At 62.9% G+C, this 18,241-nt stretch carries 12 protein-coding genes; 4 read left to right on the plus strand and 8 right to left on the minus strand.

The features are described 5' to 3' along the window. Positions 1–85 precede the first annotated feature (85 nt). Positions 86–628: a thioesterase family protein gene (locus AC56DI_RS06380; protein WP_496345406.1), complete on the plus strand. Its 543-nt coding sequence runs from the start codon at positions 86–88 to the stop codon at positions 626–628. Here AC56DI_RS06380 and cueR read toward each other — a convergent pair. The 3 genes from cueR to AC56DI_RS06395 form a co-directional block, all read right to left on the minus strand. Beyond that, complete coding sequence (cueR, locus tag AC56DI_RS06385) at positions 625–1,044, minus strand: Cu(I)-responsive transcriptional regulator (protein WP_496345407.1); 420 nt, start codon at positions 1,042–1,044, stop codon at positions 625–627. The genes AC56DI_RS06380 and cueR overlap by 4 nt on opposite strands. Further along, positions 1,041–3,437 carry a heavy metal translocating P-type ATPase gene (locus tag AC56DI_RS06390; protein ID WP_496345408.1) on the minus strand — a complete coding sequence of 799 codons (2,397 nt, stop codon included), beginning with the start codon at positions 3,435–3,437 and terminating at the stop codon, positions 1,041–1,043. Before AC56DI_RS06390 ends, cueR begins: the two co-directional genes overlap by 4 nt. A gap of 348 nt (positions 3,438–3,785) precedes the next feature. Further along, complete coding sequence (locus tag AC56DI_RS06395) at positions 3,786–4,157, minus strand: hypothetical protein (RefSeq protein ID WP_496345816.1); 372 nt, start codon at positions 4,155–4,157, stop codon at positions 3,786–3,788. A gap of 177 nt (positions 4,158–4,334) precedes the next feature. On the opposite strand from AC56DI_RS06395, the gene AC56DI_RS06400 reads away from it, so the two are divergent. The 3 genes from AC56DI_RS06400 (at position 4,335) to AC56DI_RS06410 (ending at position 9,923) form a co-directional block, all read left to right on the plus strand. Next, complete coding sequence (locus tag AC56DI_RS06400) at positions 4,335–5,477, plus strand: efflux RND transporter periplasmic adaptor subunit (protein ID WP_496345409.1); 1,143 nt, start codon at positions 4,335–4,337, stop codon at positions 5,475–5,477. Between the two features lie 12 nt (positions 5,478–5,489). After that, entirely contained in the window at positions 5,490–8,633 is a 3,144-nt protein-coding gene (locus AC56DI_RS06405) for an efflux RND transporter permease subunit (RefSeq protein ID WP_496345410.1), read from the plus strand. A 114-nt stretch (positions 8,634–8,747) separates the two neighbouring features. Then, entirely contained in the window at positions 8,748–9,923 is a 1,176-nt protein-coding gene (locus tag AC56DI_RS06410) for a multidrug effflux MFS transporter (RefSeq protein ID WP_496345411.1), read from the plus strand. A 232-nt stretch (positions 9,924–10,155) separates the two neighbouring features. Here AC56DI_RS06410 and AC56DI_RS06415 read toward each other — a convergent pair whose 3' ends face one another. The 5 genes from AC56DI_RS06415 to AC56DI_RS06435 all read right to left on the minus strand — a co-directional run bounded on the left by AC56DI_RS06415 (position 10,156) and on the right by AC56DI_RS06435 (position 18,124). After that, on the minus strand, positions 10,156–10,335 hold the full coding sequence (locus AC56DI_RS06415) for a hypothetical protein (RefSeq protein WP_496345412.1): 180 nt from the start codon (positions 10,333–10,335) through the stop codon (positions 10,156–10,158). Between the two features lie 66 nt (positions 10,336–10,401). Further along, complete coding sequence (locus AC56DI_RS06420; RefSeq protein ID WP_496345413.1) at positions 10,402–14,286, minus strand: bifunctional diguanylate cyclase/phosphodiesterase; 3,885 nt, start codon at positions 14,284–14,286, stop codon at positions 10,402–10,404. 158 nt (positions 14,287–14,444) lie between these two features. Further along, positions 14,445–15,917: a TAXI family TRAP transporter solute-binding subunit gene (locus tag AC56DI_RS06425; protein ID WP_496345414.1), complete on the minus strand. Its 1,473-nt coding sequence runs from the start codon at positions 15,915–15,917 to the stop codon at positions 14,445–14,447. A gap of 2 nt (positions 15,918–15,919) precedes the next feature. Next, positions 15,920–17,113: a sodium/glutamate symporter gene (gltS, locus tag AC56DI_RS06430; RefSeq protein ID WP_496345415.1), complete on the minus strand. Its 1,194-nt coding sequence runs from the start codon at positions 17,111–17,113 to the stop codon at positions 15,920–15,922. A gap of 63 nt (positions 17,114–17,176) precedes the next feature. Beyond that, positions 17,177–18,124 (minus strand): adenosine deaminase, encoded by a 948-nt coding sequence (locus tag AC56DI_RS06435; protein WP_496345416.1) that lies wholly within the window; start codon positions 18,122–18,124, stop codon positions 17,177–17,179. Between the last annotated feature and the right edge of the window lie 117 nt (positions 18,125–18,241).

Here is an 18,241-nt window from a genome sequence, read left to right on the forward strand (position 1 = left end):
CGCATGGAAAAAGTCATTTGCGCACCTACCTTAGCCGAACTCGCCTCCCTAGAGTGAGCCGCTCCTTTCAACCTCCGGCATTTTTATGAATCTCTGGTTCCGACTGATCCTCATGCTCCTGCGCCGCCCCTGGCGTAAACCGGTGGATGGCTTGGCCACCACCGTCATCCGTCTGCGCGTCTGGCCGCTTGATCTCGACTTCAATCGGCATGTCACCAACGGTCGCTATTTCACCCTGGCGGATGTCGGCCGCATGGATTACGTCCTGCGCAGCGGCGCCTTTCGCGTGGCCCTGCGGCACAAAGCGCTGCCGATTGTTGGCGACACCTGGGGCAAGTTTCGTCGTGAACTGAAACTGTTCGAGGCCTTTGAGATTCACACCCGCATGCTCGGTTGGGATGACAAGTGGAGCTTTGTCGAGCACCGCTTCGTCAGCCGCGGGCGAGTGGTGGGCGTGGTGCTGATCCGCGGGTTGTTCCGCTCGCCCAAGGGCACGGTGGCCCCAGGCGAGTTTGCCCGTGAGCTGGGCTTGGACGAGCAGTCCCCGGCGCTGCCGCACTGGCTGAGCGACTGGTCACAAAGCTGCGATGACATGAGTCTGCAACTGCGTGGGGAAGAGGCGCGTTAGGGGCTGCTTGCGGGTGCTGAGGCGCAGCAGCCGGTTTCCAGCTCCTTGAGAATCGGGCAGTCCGGGCGGTGGTCGCCGTTGCAGTGGGTGACCAACTCGCTGAGGGTGTCGCGCAGGCTGGTGAGCTCACCGATCTTGCGGTTGAGTTCGGCAATATGGCCAGCGGCCAGGGCTTTGACATCCGCACTGGCACGCTGGCGGTCCTGCCACAGGGCCAGCAGTTTGCCGACTTCTTCCAGGGTGAAACCGAGGTCGCGGGCGCGCTTGATAAACGCCAGTTGATGCAGGTCCTGCGGGCTGTAATGGCGGTAGCCGTTATCGCTGCGGTTGGCGGCATGGAGCAGGCCGATGGACTCGTAGTAGCGGATCATCTTGGCCGACAGGCCGCTGGCCTTGGCGGCCGCTCCGATATTCATGCGTCATCCTCGCTCAAGTCAGCTTTCCAGCGTTTCAGCAGTAGGGCATTGCTCACCACGCAAACGCTGGACAGGGCCATGGCGGCGCCGGCCAGCACCGGGTTGAGCAGGCCGAAGGCGGCCAGTGGCAGGCCGATCAGGTTGTAGATAAAAGCCCAGAACAGGTTCTGGCGGATTTTTGCATAGGTGCGCCGGCTGATCGCCAGGGCGGCGGGCACCAGGCGCGGGTCGCCGCGCAGCAGGGTGATGCCGGCCGCGTGCATGGCGATGTCGGTGCCGCTGCCCATGGCGATGCCGATGTCGGCGGCGGCCAGGGCCGGGGCGTCGTTGATGCCGTCACCGACCATGGCCACCCGACCGTGCTGCCGGAGGGCGTTGATGCGCGCCAGTTTGTCCGCCGGCAGCACGTTAGCCTGGCGCTCGTCGATACCCAGGGCGTCGGCCACGGCGTTGACGCTGCCCTGGTTGTCGCCGCTGATCAGGTGGCAGCGGATGCCCTGGGCCTGCAATTGACGGATGGCGGCGCGGGCGCCGGGTTTCAGGCTGTCACCAAAGGCCAGCAGGCCGAGCACCTGCGGCTGTGGGGCCAGCTCCAGCAGCCAGGCCAGGCTGCGGCCTTCGGCTTCCCAGGCCTCTGCCGCGTTGCCCAGAACGCCCGCCTGCAACTGTTGTTCATCCAGCAGACGGCGGTTGCCCAACGCTAGAGTCCGTGGGCCGAGGTTGGCGCGGGTGCCTTTGCCGGGCAACGCCTGGCTGGCGGTTACGGCGCTGAGGCTCAGGTTGCGGGCGCTGCAGGCGCTGAGTACGGCCTTGGCCAGCGGGTGTTCGCTGCCTTGCTGAAGGCTGCCGGCCAGTTGCAGCAGTTGCTCGTCATTGCCGTCGGCGGCCTGCAGGTGCACCACTTGCGGGCTGCCGGAGGTCAGCGTGCCGGTCTTGTCGAAGGCGATGGCCTGCACGGCATGGGCGATTTCCAGGGCTTCGGCGTCCTTGATCAAAATACCGTGGTGGGCCGCCACGCCGGTGCCGACCATGATCGCCGTGGGCGTGGCCAGGCCGAGGGCGCAGGGACAGGCGATCACCAGTACGGCCACGGCATTCAACAGCGCCACTTGCACGCCAGCACCGGCGAGCAGCCAGCCAATCAGGGTCAGCAGGGCGATGGCCAGCACTACAGGGACAAACACCTGGCTGATGCGGTCCACCAGCTTCTGGATCGGTGCCTTGCCGGCCTGGGCGTTTTCCATCAGGCGAATGATCTGGGCCAGTTGAGTCTCGCCCCCCAGGGCGTGGATGCTGATCAGCAGGCGGCCTTCGCCATTGATCGCGCCGGTGCTGACGGCATCACCAGGGTGCTTGGCCACTGGCAGGCTTTCGCCGCTGAGCAGGGCTTCGTCGGCATGGCTGCTGCCTTCAACGATCAGACCGTCGACCGGGAAACGTTCGCCGGGTTTGACCACGATCACGTCATCACGCTGCAGGCTACCGATCGCCACCTGTTCTTCGCAGCCGTCGCGCAGGCGCAGGGCAAACGCCGGACGCAGGGCCTGGAGGGCGCGCAGGGCGCTGGAGGTTTGGCGCTTGGCGCGGCTTTCGAGGTATTTGCCCAGACGCACCAGGGCGATCACCACGGCTGCGGCCTCGAAATACAGGTACGGCATGCCGCCGGCCGGGGTCGCCCACCACAGGTACAGGCTCAGGCCATAGGCGGCGCTGGTGCCCAGGGCCACCAGCACGTCCATGTTGGCGCTGCCGGCGCGCACCGCGCTCCAACCAGCACGGTAGAAGCGTGCGCCGAAGATGAATTGCACCGGCGTGGCCAGGGCAAATTGCAGCCAGGCCGGCTGCATCCAGTGCAGGCCGAAGGGCTCCACCAGCATCGGCAACAACAGTGGCAGGGCCAGGCCGATTGCCAGCAACAGGCTCCAGCGTTCCCGTTGCAGCGGCTTGCTGGCGTCGGCGCTGGGTGGTGCCTCGGCGTTAAGCAGGCTGGCTTGATAATCGGCGGTAACGACGGCCGCCAGCAGGGTTTGTGGGTCTGCCGTGCCGAGCAGTTGCAGGTGGGCGCGTTCGCTGGCCAGGTTGACACTGACTGTCAGTACGCCAGGTACCTGCGCCAAGGCCCGCTCGACCCTACCTACGCAACTGGCGCAGCTCATGCCGCTGATCTGCAGCTCAAGGGCTTCTTGTGGCACCTGATAACCGCAGGCAGTGATGGCGTCGATGAGCGCTTGCGGGTTGTCGCCCTGGTACTGCACCTGAGCGCGCTCGGCCAGCAGGTTGACGCTGGCACCGCTGACGCCAGGAACCTGCTGCAGGGCGCGCTCGGCGCGGCCGGCACAACCGGCGCAGGTCATGCCGCGAATGGGCAGGTCGATCAGGGTAGGGCGGGTCATGTGCACCTCCGGGTGAGCAGATCGACAGAATCAACCTTCACCCAGGGGCAAGGTCAAGGCGTTATTTATGCTTTTGTCCGGGGAGCGGGGGCATGTCGGTTGTGTCGGCGCGGCTTTCGCTGCGAGCAAAGCCAAAGCTTCGCGGCTGAAGCCGCTTCTACTGGGGGCGGTGGTGGCTCGAGGGGACCTTAGCGCGGCGCAACTTCGGTATATCGATGTGCTGCGCGTGCTCCTGAGATCTGGGGTTGCAGCAAGGTTTTTGTAGGAGCGGCTTTAGCCGCGAACAGCCGGAGGTTATGCTAAAACTGCTTATCCGGCGCGTCGCTGGTGCTGCAGCATTGCGCTTAACTATTCCACGCTGGGCACGTTGATCAGGTACAGGCCGTTGTTGCCCAGGGCGATGCGGTATTTGCGCACTTCGCCGGCCTTGAGTTCGATATGTTCGCCACGGATTTGCTCAAAGGCGGGGATGCAGCCGAGGCCGCCGAGCATGCCCATGCGGATCGACAGGTTGCCGGCAGGTAAATTGAACGAGGTGGCCTGGCCCTGATACAGGCGCGCGACTAGCTGGTCCTGCAGGTAGATGCCGATGTCGCAGGGCGTGGCCACTTCCAGGCGGTCGCGGGTGATGATCAGCACGGCGTAATTCATCGGCGTTTCGCTGCTGGCAATGCCGGGCAGCAGCAGTAAAACCAGCAGTAACAGACGCAACTTGAGCATAGCCACCTCGCACACCTGAACAGTCAGGTACTGAGCTTGGCGTTTGCTGCCGCGTCCGGCAAGTGCGACGCGGTTCTGCTGGCGGCGATTTGTTTTGTTCAAAGCGTCGCGCCAGTAGGGGAATTCGACCTATTATCCGCGTACTTACCTGAATTCAGCCGTCATGGAGACGACGTTATGCTTCTGGGCCGCCCTCGCCACACCTTACTGTGCAGTTTTTCCCTCAGTCTGCTGCTCAGCCCATTGGCGTTGGCCGAAGGCCCGCCACCGGCCGAGGTGTCGGTCGAGGTGGTCAAGGCGGAAATGCTGCCTGTGGTGCTGGAGTATGCGGCGCGTACCGCGGGTTACCGTGAGGTGGAAGTACGCGCCCAGGTGAGCGGCATTTTGCAGGAACGTACCTACCTGGAAGGCAGCAAAGTCAAGCAAGGTCAGGTGCTGTTTCGCATTGATCCGCGCTTGTACCAGGCAGCGCTGGCCCAGGCCAAGGGCGCCCTGGCGCAGGAGCAGGCGCGCTACCGGCAGACTGATCGTGATCTCAAGCGTATCCGCGAGCTGCAGAAAAAGGGCTTCGCTAGCGAAAGTGAGCTGGATCGCTACATTTCCAACTTTGAGCAGAGCAAGGCCAACCTCGAAGCTGCCCAGGCCAATGTCCAGGCCAAGCAGATCGACCTTGAATACACCACGGTCGAAGCGCCGATTTCCGGGATCACCAGCAAGGAGGCCGTGTCCGAGGGCAGCCTGATGGTGGCCAATGATCCTAACGCCAGCTTGCTGACCCAGATTACCCAGCTCGATCCGATTTACGTTAACTACGCCTACGCCGACCGTGAGGCCGCCAAGCTGCGCGAAGCGGTGCAGAACGGCGCGGTGCAGTTGCCAGCTGATCAGAAACTGAATGCTGAGGTGGTGTTCGGTGATGGCAGCGTCTATCCGTTGCCTGGCAAGGTGGATTTCACCGACAGCCTGATCGACAAGGGGACCGGCACCGTCAGTGCTCGCGCCATCGTGCCCAACCCAGAGCAGAGCTTGCTGCCTGGGCAGTTTGTGCGTGTGCGAATTTCTGGTATTTCCCGGCCGAACTCCATCACCGTGCCGGAAAAGGCCCTGGCGCAAAGCCCGCAGGGTAGCCTGGTGTTTGTTGTCGACGAGGCCGGTATCGCTCGGGCGCGACCGGTGGACACCGAGTTCACCGTCAAGGGCCGTTGGGTGATCCGCTCCGGGATCAAGGCCGGTGATCGTGTGATCGTCGAAGGCTTGATTCGTGTGCGCCCTGATCAGCCGGTCAAGGTGGTCGAGCCCACTGCCGCCAAGCAGTCATAAGGAGCAGGTCCGGTGATCTCACGTTTCTTTATTGACCGGCCGATTTTCGCCACGGTCATTTCCATCGTCATTCTGCTGGCCGGCCTCGCGGCGATGACGGCGCTGCCTGTGGCCCAGTATCCGCAGATTTTGCCCCCGCAGGTGCAGGTCACGGCCAACTACCCAGGCGCCAGCGCCCAGGTGATCGCCGAAACCGTGGCGGCGCCGCTGGAGCAGCAGATTAACGGTGTGGAGGGCATGATTTACCAGCAGTCCACCTCGGCGGGCAGTGGCACGATGTCCTTGTCTGTGTACTTCGAAGTGGGCCGCGACCCCGATCAGGCCACCATCGACGTCAATAACCGGGTGCAGGCCGCGCTGGCCAAACTGCCGGAAGAGGTGCGCCGCCAGGGTGTGACGGTGATGAAGAAGTCGTCAGACATCCTGCAGATGGTGACGATGTTCTCCCCGGACGACTCCAAGACGCCACTGGAGATCAGCAACTACGCGCTGATCAACGTGATCGATGAGCTCAAGCGTTTGCCCGGTGTCGGCGACGTGACCCAGTTCGGCGCCAAGGATTACTCCATGCGCGTTTGGCTGCGGCCGGACAAGCTGGCCCAGTACAACCTGACCTCCAGCGATGTGGTCAACGCCATCCGTGAACAGAACTCGCAGTTCGCCGCCGGTAGCTTCGGTCAGGAGCCGTTGAGTCAGCCCCAGGCCTTTACCTACACAGTGACCACCCAGGGGCGCCTGGCCGATACAAAGGAGTTCGAGCAGATCATTCTGCGCACCGACCAAAGTGGTGCCAGCCTGACCCTGGGTGATGTGGCACGCATTGAGCTGGGTGCTCAGGATTATTCCCTGGTCACCTCGCTAAACGGCAAGCGCAATGCCTCCTTCGGTATTTACCCGCAGCCGGGCGCCAATGCCCTGGACACTGCCGAGGCCGTGCGCAAGACCATGGCGCGCTTGGCCGAGCGTTTCCCGGAGGGGATCACATACAAGATTCCCTACGACACCACCGTGTTTGTGGAGGTATCGATCGAGGAGGTGATCCACACCTTCTTCGAGGCCCTGGCCCTGGTGGTGCTGGTGGTGTTTATCTTCCTGCAAAATTGGCGCGCCACCCTGATTCCGGTGCTGGCAATTCCGGTGTCGCTGGTCGGCACCTTTGCCGGCATGTACCTGCTGGGTTTCTCCATCAACCTGCTGACCCTGTTCGGCCTGGTGCTGGCCATCGGCATTGTGGTGGACGACGCCATTGTGGTGATCGAGAACGTTGAGCGCGTCATGCGCACGGAAAAACTCAACGCCCGTGATGCCGCGATCAAGGCCATGGAGGAGGTGACCGGGCCAATCATCGCCATCGTTCTGGTGCTTTGTGCGGTGTTCGTGCCAGTAGGCTTCCTCGGCGGCCTGACCGGCGAGATGTACAAACAGTTCGCCATTACCATCGCCATGTCGGTGGTGATCTCCGGCATCGTTGCCCTGACCTTGTCACCGGCGCTGTGCGCGCTGCTGCTGAAAAGCGAGCACAAGGAGCCGATTGCACCGTTCCGGGTGTTCAACCGTTTCTTCGACAAGATGACTGCCGGTTACGGCGCTGGCGTGGCGTTCTTCCTCAAGCGTTCGTTTATCGGCCTGCTGCTGTTCGCCGGGATGATCGCCCTGACGGTCGGCCTGTTTTCTCGGGTGCCAGGCTCGCTGGTGCCGGATGAGGACCAGGGTTATGTGCTGAACGCCTACTTCCTGCCGCCGGCGGCCTCGCTGTCGCGTACTGATGCGCTGACCAGTGACTTCGACAAGAAGCTGATGGCCCATCCGGCTACCCGTGATGTGGTCACTTTTGCCGGGATGGACATCCTCACCAACAGTAACCGTACCAACGCTGCAGTGACCTTCGTGCCACTGAAGGACTGGAAGGAGCGCACCACCCCCGAGTTGGACGCGCGCAACCTGACCCGCACCTTTATGGGTATGGGCTTGTCCGAACAGGACGGTGTGGTGGCCTCGTTCAATCCGCCGCCGATCACCGGCATGAGTACCACGGGTGGCTTCGAGGCCTTCCTGCAGAACCGTGCTGGCGCCAGCGTGCCGGAGATGGCCGCCAAGGTGCAGGCGTTCCTTGCCGCCGCCGCCAAGCGTCCTGAATTGGCGGGCCTGCAGACCACGTTCAGTGCCAACGTGCCGCAGTATTACGTCGACCTCGATCGGACCAAGGCGCGCGCCATGGGTGTGGCGGTGGACGATGTATTTACCGCCATGCAGTCGACCTTCGGCAGTTACTACGTCAACGACTTCAACCTCTACGGCCGTACCTGGAAGGTCAGCCTGCAGTCGGAAGCGGATTTCCGCCGCACCCCGCAGGACCTGGCGCAGATCTATGTGCGCTCCAGCAGCAGTGGCGATCTGGTGCCGCTGTCGGCGCTGCTCAAGGTCGAGCGGATTCTCGGCCCGGAAACCTACGCGCGCTTCAACGTCTACCCGGCCGCCAAGATCCTCGGCGGGCCGGCACCGGGCTACAGCTCCGGCCAGGCGATTGCGGCGATCCAGGAAGTGGCGGACGAAGTGCTCGGTGACGATTACAGCATCGGCTGGGTCGGCTCGGCCTATCAGGAGCTGGCCAGCCAGGGTTCTGGCGGCACGGCGTTTCTGTTCGGCTTGATCATGGTGTTCCTGATCCTGGCGGCCCAGTACGAGCGCTGGACCTTGCCGGTGGCAGTGGTCACGGCGGTGCCGTTTGCGGTATTCGGCGCGATCTTGGCGGTGTGGCTGCGTGGCACCCAGAACGACCTGTACTTCCAGGTGGGCCTGATCACCCTGATCGGTCTGGCGGCGAAGAACGCTATCTTGATCATCGAGTTCGCGGTGATGCTGCGTGAAGAAGGCAAGGGGATTTATGAGTCGGCACTGGAGGCGGCCAAGCTACGCTTTCGGCCGATTGTGATGACCTCTCTGGCTTTCATCCTCGGGTGTGTGCCCTTGGCCATCAGTACGGGTGCCGGCTCGGCCAGTCGTCATTCGATTGGTACCGGGGTGATCGGCGGTATGCTCGCAGCCACCCTGCTGGCGACCTTTATGATCCCGATGTTCTACCTGCTGGTGGAATCGTTGGGGGCCAAAATTGCCGGCATCGGAAAGGGTAACGTCACGCCGCCCGCGGCTGAGTAACATCGAGCAGGCCCCGCCTGCCGTCGCAACGCCGCTGCCCGCAAGGGCCGCGGCGTTGTCATTTGTAGCGTCAGGTTAAAACTGACGTTGCTTCAGCTTTTTGAGTTGTCTGCCATGACCTTACGTATTTTGCTGATTCTGGGGGCGCTCAGTGCTTTTGGGCCGCTGGCTATCGATTTCTACTTGCCCAGCTTTCCGGCCCTGGCCCTGGCGTTCGCCACCGATGTCGAGCATGTGCAGCTGACATTGGCGGCGTATTTTATTGGTCTGGCCGGCGGCCAGTTGCTCTACGGGCCGCTGGCTGATCGCTTTGGACGGCGCCGGCCGCTGTTGTTGGGGGTGACGTTGTTCAGCCTGGCGTCGGTGGCTTGCGCCCTGGCGACCAGTCTGGAGTGGCTGCTGGTGGCGCGTCTGGTGCAGGCTCTGGGTGGCTGCGCCGGGATGGTCATCGGTCGTGCGGTGGTGCGTGACCTGTGCGATCCGCTGGCTTCGGCCAAGGTGTTTTCCCAGTTGATGCTGGTCATGGGCCTGGCACCGATTCTGGCGCCCCTGGGCGGCGGCCTGCTGTTGTCGTTGTTTGGCTGGCAGTCGATCTTTCTCTGCCTGACGCTGTTTAGCGCGCTTTGCGGGTTGGCGTTAGCACTATGGCTGCCGGAAACCTTGGCGCGGCACTCGGCACCGGCGGCCCTGCGCGACGCGCCTCGGCAGTATTTGCGTCTGCTGCAGGACCGTCAGTTTGTTGGCCATGCCCTGACTGGCGGCTTGGTGATGGCCGGCATGTTTGCCTATATCGCCGGTTCGCCCTTTGTCTTTATCCAGCTCTATCAGGTGCCTGCGGAGCACTACGGCTGGCTGTTTGGCAGCAATGCCGCGGGCTTTATTCTGCTTGCTCAGGTCAACTCGCGCCTGTTGGGTCATCATGGGCCGGGGTATTGGCTGCGCCGGGTGATCTGGCTGTATCTGGCGGGGGGGATGTGCTTGCTGGGCATCAGCCTGCTGCAGCCTCAGGCCTTGTGGCCGTTGCTGTTGCCGCTGTTTGTCACGGTGGCCAGCCTGGGCTGCATTTTGCCCAATGCATCAGCCTGTGCGATGGCCGGGCAGGCGTCCCATGCGGGCAGCGCTTCTGCCCTGTTGGGCTTTCTGCAGTTTACCCTGGCCGCATTGGCCTCAGCGCTGGTGGGGCTGCTGCACAACGGTACGGCCCAGCCCATGGCGATAGTCATCTGTATGTGCGGGGTGCTGGCGGTGGTCTGCGCGACCTATACGGCGCGTATCAGCAACGCGCCGTAGCAGGCCGTTGAAAAATTACCTGCGTTGGCAATACTGCGGTAAAAACGGCCTCACAGCCGAAGGCTGAACGTGCTTCAGCACGGCCCCAAAGGGGGGAGCGAAGCGAATAAAATGCTCATTTACAACTCGTAAACTCCGCTTTTCGGCGCTTTGACCAGCCGGAGGCTGTTACTACGTAGCGCCTTGTCTTGCCTGCCTCGCCTACATTTTTCAACGGCCTGCTAGTCGTGACTCAACCAGCGGCGCGTTGCTGTTCGCGCGGCAATTGGTGCGGGGCACGCAGGCGCGATTCGAGTGTGGATACAAAGGCGCGGGCCTCGCTCTCGGTGCGAAAGCTCACGGCATGTTGATCCAGGCGAACCTGCCAGCAATGGCCATTGGCCACGGTCTGCGGGCGAATGAGAATGTTCATGTGCGGGCTCCTTCTTACGTTGAGCCAGCAGTCTAGTCCGTGCATGTTTAAGTTTTGTGATTTGCGTCAACCAACTGCCTGGTGGTCGTCGGCGAGCCAGTCGTGCAGGTGTTCGATGCTCAGCGGACGGCTGAACAAATAGCCCTGACATTGTTCGCAAGCCAGTTGACTGAGCGCCTGATGCTGTTCGGCGGTTTCCACGCCCTCGGCAATGACCGTCAGGTTGAGGGTGCGGGCGAGGGCGATGATGGTGGCGACGATTTCCAGGTTGCCCTGGTCCTTGGGTACGCCGCGCATAAAGCTTTGATCGATTTTCAGCTTGTCCAGCGGGAAGCGCCGCAGGTACGCCAGGGATGAATACCCCGTGCCGAAGTCATCCACGGCCAGACGCAGCCCCAGGCTTTTCAACGCGCCAAGGGTGGCCTGGGTTTGGGCCACGTCATCCATCAACGCGCCTTCGGTAATTTCCAGCTCCAGGCATGCGGCGGGCAGGCCGCTGTCATTCAACGCGTCGCGTACCTGTTTGAGCAGGTCGGCCTGGCGGAACTGTCGCGGCGACAGGTTGACCGCCAGGGTTTCCAAGGCAAAGCCCTTGCTGCGCAGGGCCTGGGCCTGGCGGCAGGCTTCGCGCAGCACCCAGGTGCCGATGGGCACGATCAGCCCAGTGTCTTCTGCCAGGGGGATGAAGTCGGCGGGAGAAATCATCCCTTGCGGGCTGTTCCAGCGCACCAAGGCTTCGACGCCCAGCGGTCTGCCGGTGAGGGTGTCCACCAGCGGCTGATAGTGGAGGATGAACTCGCCGCGTTTGATCGCCTGGCGCAACTGGCTCTCCAGGGTCAGGCGGTTGTGGGCACGCTCGGTCAGGGCTTTGGTGTAGAAACGGTAGGTATTGCGACCCTCGGCTTTGGCTTGATAGAGCGCGGCATCGGCATTGCGAATCAGCTCGTCGCTGCTCTGCCCGTCGTCTGGGTAGAAGCTGATGCCGATGCTGGCGCCCAGGTAAGCATCGCGCTGATGGCCCAAGGGCAGAGGGCGCTCGAACAGCTTCAGCAGGGCCTGGGCGGTGTGAGCGGCTTCATCGGGGCTTTGCAGGTTTTCCAGAATGACCAAGAACTCATCGCCGCCGAGGCGCGCCAGGGTGTCCTCGTTGCGCAGCCGTTGTTGCAGGCGCCGCGCCACGGTCACCAGCAGCTCGTCGCCGACAGCATGGCCGAGGCCGTCGTTGATGGTCTTGAAGTGGTCGAGGTCGATAAACAGCACGGCGACCTGCTCTTGGTGGCGCTGGGCGTGCTGCAGGGCATGGCTCAGGCGCTCGTGGGCAAACAGGCGATTGGGCAAGTCGGTCAATGGGTCGTAATGGGCCAGGTGGGCCAGGCGCTGCTGGCTGTCCTTGAATTGGCTAAGGTCGGTGAAGGCCAGTACGTATTGGGCTTGCAACGGATCGCAGTCGGCTACTCGGCTGGCGTTCAGCCACAGCGGGCAGAGTGAGCCGTCGGCGCGCCGGGCGTTCAACTCGCCAGCCCAGTTGCCCTGGCTTTTCAGGCCGCGCCAGATGCTGCGGTAACGGCCGCGCTCCTGGGGCGAGGCATACAGCAGCGGGAGGCGGGTGCCGAGCACTGCGCTGGCGTCTTGCCCGGTGATTTCGCTGTAGGCCGGGTTGCTGGCGAGAATGCGATGCCGGCTATCGACCACTACCACTGCCTCGCGGGTGCTTTCAAATACCGTGGCCGCCTGGCGCAAGGCCTGCTCATGTTGCTTGCGCAGGCTGATGTCTTCGACCACCGAGATGAAGTAGTGCGGTTCGCCATTGCTGTGGCGGATCAGGGTTACCCGCAGGTTGGCCCACAGCAGGCTGCGGTCGGCACGGAAATAGCGTTTTTCCATGCGGTAGCTGCTGACTTCACCGCTTAACAGTTGCCGCATCTGTTCCAGGTCGTTGGGTAGATCGTCGGGGTGGGTAAAGGCCTGAAAGGTCTGTTCCAACAGCTGTTCCTGGCTGCAGCCGAGCATGTTGCAGATCTGGCTGTTGACCAGCAGAAAACGCCCCTCAGGGGATACATGGGCGATACCGATGGCGGCCTGTTCGAAGGTGGCACGGAAGCGCTCTTCGCTGTGCTGGCGCGCACTTTCGCGCTGCTGTTGCTGCACGGCAAGGCCCGCCAGGCGGGTGAATTCGGTGACCAGGGCAATGTCGTCGTCAGTGGGCAACTTGACCGTGCGGTAGTAGATGCCGAAGGTTCCGAGCACGTCGCCGCTGTCGTTTTTGAACGGTAGGGACCAGCAGGCGCGCAGGTCGGCGGCCAGGGCCAGGTGCTGGAATGTTTGCCAGTTGGGATGATTTTTCAGGTCTTCGGTAATGATCAGTTCGCCGCTGGCTGCCGCTTGGCTACAGGCGCCGATGCCGAATTCGGCGTCAGCGCCGTTGAAGGTGTGGGTGAACTCACGCGGTAGGCTGGGGGCGGCAACCACGTACAGGCCGTTGTCCGGGTGCAGGCGCATGATTGATACGCGCATGTCCGGGTTGAGCGCCTCCAGGCGACTCGCAATGCCGCTGAGAGTGTCGGCCAGCGGGCAATGGGCAAGCAACTGGTCGAGCACGGCATTGCGTGCCTCTTGCAGTTCCTGGTTCTGATGCTGGGCATGGATGTCATTGAGGCTGCCTTGCAGGCCGTAACCCGGCAATTCGCCACTGCTGAGGTGCAGTTCGACCCAGCGAGTGGTGCCATCGGCGCAGCGCAAACGGCACTCGCCGGCCCAGCAGGCCAGCCGACCGGCCAAAATGTCCACGGCTTGCTGGCTGATCAGGCGGGCATCATCGTCATGCAGGTACTGGCTGAAGGGTTTGCCCAGGCTGGGGCGTTCAGCGTGGCCGCTGATAATGGCCCAGGCCGGATTGAGGAAGGTCAGGCGCTGCTGGGTATCACAGAGAAAGATCGCTTCGTCGAGTTGATTGACCAATTGCCGGTAGCGCGCCTCGCTACTTTGCAGGGCGAGGTGGGAAGCCTTTTGCTCGGTCAGGTCGATGTCAACGCAATACAGTTCTGCCTGGTCACGGGCGTTGTGAATCAGCAGATGGCTGGAGTACACCCAGACGCGACCGCCGCCCTTGCGTTGCAACTGCAGTTCGGCCGCCGGCACGGGCGCGCCGCCAGTCAGCATGCGCTGTACGTCGTTGGCCACTTGCTGGCGCATGGGCGGTGGGATGATCAGTTCTTCCAGAGTCTTGCCCATGGCTTCATGGGCGGCATAGCCATACAGCTGGGTGCTGGCTTGGTTCCAGTAGATCACCCGACGTAGGTGGTCGTAGCCCTGCACGGCGATGCGCGGGGTTTGCTCGAACAGCTGACGCAGGCGCTGCTCGCTCTCGCGCAAGGCCTCCTCGTCGTGCTTCTGGCTGCTGATGTCCTGAATGGTGCCGCTGAGTCTGCCCTGCTCATCGGCTTCGCCCCGCAACAGCAGCCACGTGGGCGGCAGTAGGTTGGGCTGGCTGCGCCGCAGCTGAATAAACAGCGACTCGGTGCCATTGAGAAAACCTTCCAGCGCGCGCTGTGCAGTCGAGCGATCGGCCGGATGCAGCCAGCTCAAAAACTGCTCCAGGCTGCTCCGTGAGCCGCTTGGCTGTTTCAGTAGGCGCAGGGCCTGAGCTGACCAGTTGAAACCACCATCGAGATATTCCCAGCTGCCCAGGCTGGCATTGCGCTGCGCTTGCTGGAGCAGGCGGCTGCTGTGGTGCAGTGAGCCGGAGAGTTGGCTGCGCACCAGTTGGTCGCGATAACTGAAGGCAAAAATCAGCAGGGTGCTGAGCACCACAAAGGCCATGCCCTTGTAGGTTTGCAAGAGGTTCAGGTGTTCGCTGTCGAGCTTAAGGCTGAGCAGCAGGCCGTCGCTGAGAAAAATCCAGGCCGAACTGAATAACAAATAGAAGCCGGCCAGCCGCACGGGCTTGAACACGTCGGGTCGCATCCTTACCCCCGGATCATGTTGAGGATATGAGGCGGGGCCAAGCACCGCAGGCGCTTGGCCATCATCTGTTGCAGTCTAGTTGGCGACGTCCTGTTGGCTGGCCATTCCGCTGAATGGTCGCAGCAACAGGATCAGCGTCGTCGCCGTCAGGGCTTGCTGGCGGGTACATCCTTGAGAATTTCCAGGGCGCCGGGGTGCAGCGGAATGCCGATGGCGGCCAGGGGCTGGCGGTCAGACAATTGGCTGCCTTGCACGCTGCCCAAACTCAGCCATTGGGCTCCGGGGCTGAACAACAGCGTGAGCAATTGCTGCGCTTCGCGATTGGTCAGGGTCTGCTCGGTGAGCAGCAGGCTACTGACCGCCAGGGTTGTGACTGCCTGGCTCTGGCGTGGGTAACTGCCGGCCGCCAGGGTAAAGGCGAAGGTGCCTGGACGGCTGCGTTGCAAGGCGGCAATGGCCTCCGGTTCCAAGGCCAGTAGGCGCAGGTCAACGGCGTCGCTGGCGGCGCTGATGGTGTCAGCCGGCGTGCCGATCACTTGCAGCAAGGCATCCAGTTGGCCATCGCGCAGGGCCGTCAGGGCGCCTTGCAGGTCCAGTTCGCTGCTGCTGGCCAGGTCCGAGGGTTGCAAACCATGGGCGGCCAGCACGGCCAGCACGGTATCGCGGGACGCTGAACCTGGCAGGCCGAGGTTGACCCGCTTGCCGCGCAGGTCGGCGATGCGCTGTGGACCGTCGGCGCGCACCAGAACGTGCACGGGCTCGGGGTAAAGGCTGGCGAGGGCGCGCAGTTGCGTATCGGCACCGTCGCGGGCGAACGGTCCGTGGCCATGCAGCGCCTGATAGGCCGTGTCGCTCTGCGACAGGGCCAGCTGCACCTTGCCGTCGCGCAGCAGGCGCAGGTTGTCCAAGCCACCGTCGGTGAGCAGGGGGCTGAGTTTGATCTTGTGCGGTTGCAGCAAGCGGCTGAAGGCGTCAGCAAAGCGGCTGTATTGGCCGTAGGCGGGGCCGCCAGCCAGGGCGTAACCGTTTTCCAGGCGGCTCAGACGGCCCTGGATATTGCCCAGGGCGGCGAGTACCTCGTCCTTAATGATCTGCCGGGTTTGCTCGCTGGTGCCACCGGGCGCCAGGTGCAGGGCGGTGCTGATGGCTGTGATCAGCTGTGAATTGTCGTTCTGGCCGTCGCGGGGCTGTTGCGGTTGGCTAAAGCCTTGGGCCGCCAGCGGTTGCCAGCTATCGCCCTGGCGCTGATAGATCAGGCTGCCGTGGGCGCGCAGACGATCACCGGCCTGGTTGCCGCCGCTGAGAATGCCGCTGATACCGCGCGGGCCAGCGCCCAGCACGCTGAGCAGGGAGGCCGCACCGGGTGAGTCCCAGGCGCTGAAGTCGTAGGCCTGCTGCAGTTGCAGTTCGGCGTCGAAGTACACAATCAGCTGTTCGCTGCCCGCCGGTGCCTGGCTGTCGGTGGCCGACCCGCGACGCTTTAGTTCTTGCAGTTGGAGTTGGGTGCCAAACACCTGTTGCAGGCGTGCCTTGACGTCGGCCTCAAGGGTATTGGTGTCAGGCCCGCGGGAGCACGCAGCCAGCAGCAGGCAAGCCATAACCAGGAAAAACTGGCGCATGTTCAGGCTCCCATCCAAGGCAGTGACAGATAGCCCGTGAGGATCACGGCGTTGAGCAGGTCAATCAGGAAGGCGCCCACCAGCGGTACCACCATAAAAGCCTGGGGTGACGGTCCATAGCGTTGGGTCACGGCCTGCATATTGGCAATGGCGGTGGCGGTTGCGCCCATGGCAAAGCCGCAGAACGCAGCGGACATCACCGCACTTTCATAATCGCGGCCAACACTGCGGTACACCACCAATGCGCCATACAGCAGCACCAGCAGTAACTGTGCGCCGAGAATTAACAGCAAAGGTCCGGCCAGGCTAAACACGCTGGCCAGGCTCAAGGCCATCATGGTGATGGCGAGAAACAGCGACAGGTTGACCGATGACATCAGCTCGATGGCGTCGTCGTTCAGGCGCAGTCCGAACAGGTGGCCGAGGTTGCGGATCAGCACGCCATACAGCATGCAGCAGAGAAAGCTCGGCAGGGTGATGGCGCTGCCGTCGAATATTTGTGCGGTGGCCTGGCCGGCGATGACCGCTACCAGCGTCGCCGCCAGCACCGGGATAAAGTTGCCGCTGGAGATCTGGGTGGCGTCGCCACCACTGCTGTGCACCACGTCTGCGGCGTGGCCGCTGGCGTCAGCCAATTGATGGCGGCGAATCAGCCACTGTGCCAGAGGGCCGCCGGCAATCCCGCCGAGCACCAGGCCGAGGGTGGCGCTGGTCATCGACAGTTCCATGATCGACTGGATATTGCTCACTTCGGCGAAACGCTCGGCATAAGCCGCCCCCGTGCCATGGCCGCCGATCAGGGTGATGGAACCGCCCACCAGGCCCATCAGCGGGTGCAGGTCCAGGCCCCAGGCCATCAGCACACCCAGGCCGTTCTGTAGTATCAAAAAGGGGATCAGCACCAGCACGAACAGCAGCAGGCGCTTGCCGCCCTGACCGAGCAGGCGCAGGTCGGCGGACAACCCCACTGCGGCAAAGAACGCCAGCATCAGCACCGGCTTGAGGGTGACATCAAACTCCAGGCTGAAGCCCAGGGTGCGATTGGCGACTAGCATGGCCACGGCAAACGCCAGGCCGCCGCTGATCGGCGCCGGGATGTTGTAGCGCGCCAGCGGCTTGATCAGGCGGTTGATCGCCATGCCAAGCAGCAGCACCAGTACGGCTAGCACCAGAGTATGCAGAGGTTGCAGGGTCACAATGAACTCCTTGTTCGGGGCGGCTGCGCGCCTTCCATTCAAGCCTAGCTGCTGGCTTGCGATTTAGGCCAGGCGAGCATCCAGGCTGTTTTGCGCCAGGCGTTGGGCCTGCTCGCGGGTCATGCCGAGGCTGTCATACAGGGCCATAAAGTTCTCCGTGACATAGCCGCCAAAATAGGCCGGATCGTCGGAGTTGACCGTTACTTTCGCGCCCTGTTCGAGCATCTGCAGGATGTTGTGCTGGCGCATGTCGTCGAACACGCAGAGCTTGGTGTTGGACAGCGGGCAGACGGTCAGCGGGATCTGCTCGTCGATCAGTCGCTGCATCAGCCGTGGGTCTTCGGCGGCGCGCACGCCGTGGTCAATGCGGCTGACCTTGAGCAGGTCCAGGGCTTGCCAGATGTACTCGGGCGGGCCTTCCTCGCCGGCATGGGCGACGGCCAGCAGGCCTTCGCTGCGGGCCTTGGCGAACACGCGCTGGAACTTGCTCGGTGGGTGGCCCAACTCCGAGCTGTCCAGGCCCACGGCAATAAAAGCATCGCGAAACGGCATGGCCTGTTCGAGGGTGTCGAAGGCCGCTTCTTCGCTGAGGTGGCGCAGAAAACTGAGGATCAGGCCATGGCTGATGCCCAATTGCCGCTGGCCATCCTGCAGCGCTTGAGTGATGCCGTTGAGTACTACCGCAAAGGGGATGCCGCGGTCGGTGTGAGTTTGCGGGTCGAAGAAGGGCTCGACGTGAACGACGTTCTGCGCCTTGCACTTTTGCAGGTAGGCCCAGGTCAGGTCATAGAAGTCCTGCTCGGTGCGCAGCACATCGGCGCCCTGGTAATAGAGGTCGAGGAACTCCTGCAGGTTATTAAAGGCATAGGCCTTGCGCAGGGTTTCCACATCGTCCCAAGGCAAGGCGATACGGTTGCGCTCGGCCAGGGCAAACAGCAACTCGGGCTCCAGGGAGCCTTCCAGGTGCAGGTGCAGTTCGGCTTTGGGTAGGGCATTGAGCCAGTTATACATGGCAGGTGATCTCGTTAGCGGCAATGGCTGAATTCTAAGCGCTGTTGGCCGCGAGCGGCGCTTCCCTTTGCAAACGTTGTGGCTGGTTGTTTTTTGTTCAGGGGCTGTCAGGCGCTG

Source organism: Pseudomonas sp. BGA-UO-ETr-WB11, from assembly GCF_059567785.1.

Bases quoted from the DNA above. Each gene is read 5' to 3' on its own strand.
- AC56DI_RS06380 (WP_496345406.1), top strand. From the start codon at position 86: ATGAATCTCTGGTTCCGACTGATCCTCATGCTCCTGCGCCGCCCCTGG.
- cueR (WP_496345407.1), bottom strand. From the start codon at position 1,044: ATGAATATCGGAGCGGCCGCCAAGGCCAGCGGCCTGTCGGCCAAGATG.
- AC56DI_RS06390 (WP_496345408.1), bottom strand. From the start codon at position 3,437: ATGACCCGCCCTACCCTGATCGACCTGCCCATTCGCGGCATGACCTGC.
- AC56DI_RS06395 (WP_496345816.1), bottom strand. From the start codon at position 4,157: ATGCTCAAGTTGCGTCTGTTACTGCTGGTTTTACTGCTGCTGCCCGGC.
- AC56DI_RS06400 (WP_496345409.1), top strand. From the start codon at position 4,335: ATGCTTCTGGGCCGCCCTCGCCACACCTTACTGTGCAGTTTTTCCCTC.
- AC56DI_RS06410 (WP_496345411.1), top strand. From the start codon at position 8,748: ATGACCTTACGTATTTTGCTGATTCTGGGGGCGCTCAGTGCTTTTGGG.
- AC56DI_RS06415 (WP_496345412.1), bottom strand. From the start codon at position 10,335: ATGAACATTCTCATTCGCCCGCAGACCGTGGCCAATGGCCATTGCTGG.
- AC56DI_RS06425 (WP_496345414.1), bottom strand. From the start codon at position 15,917: ATGCGCCAGTTTTTCCTGGTTATGGCTTGCCTGCTGCTGGCTGCGTGC.
- AC56DI_RS06435 (WP_496345416.1), bottom strand. From the start codon at position 18,124: ATGTATAACTGGCTCAATGCCCTACCCAAAGCCGAACTGCACCTGCAC.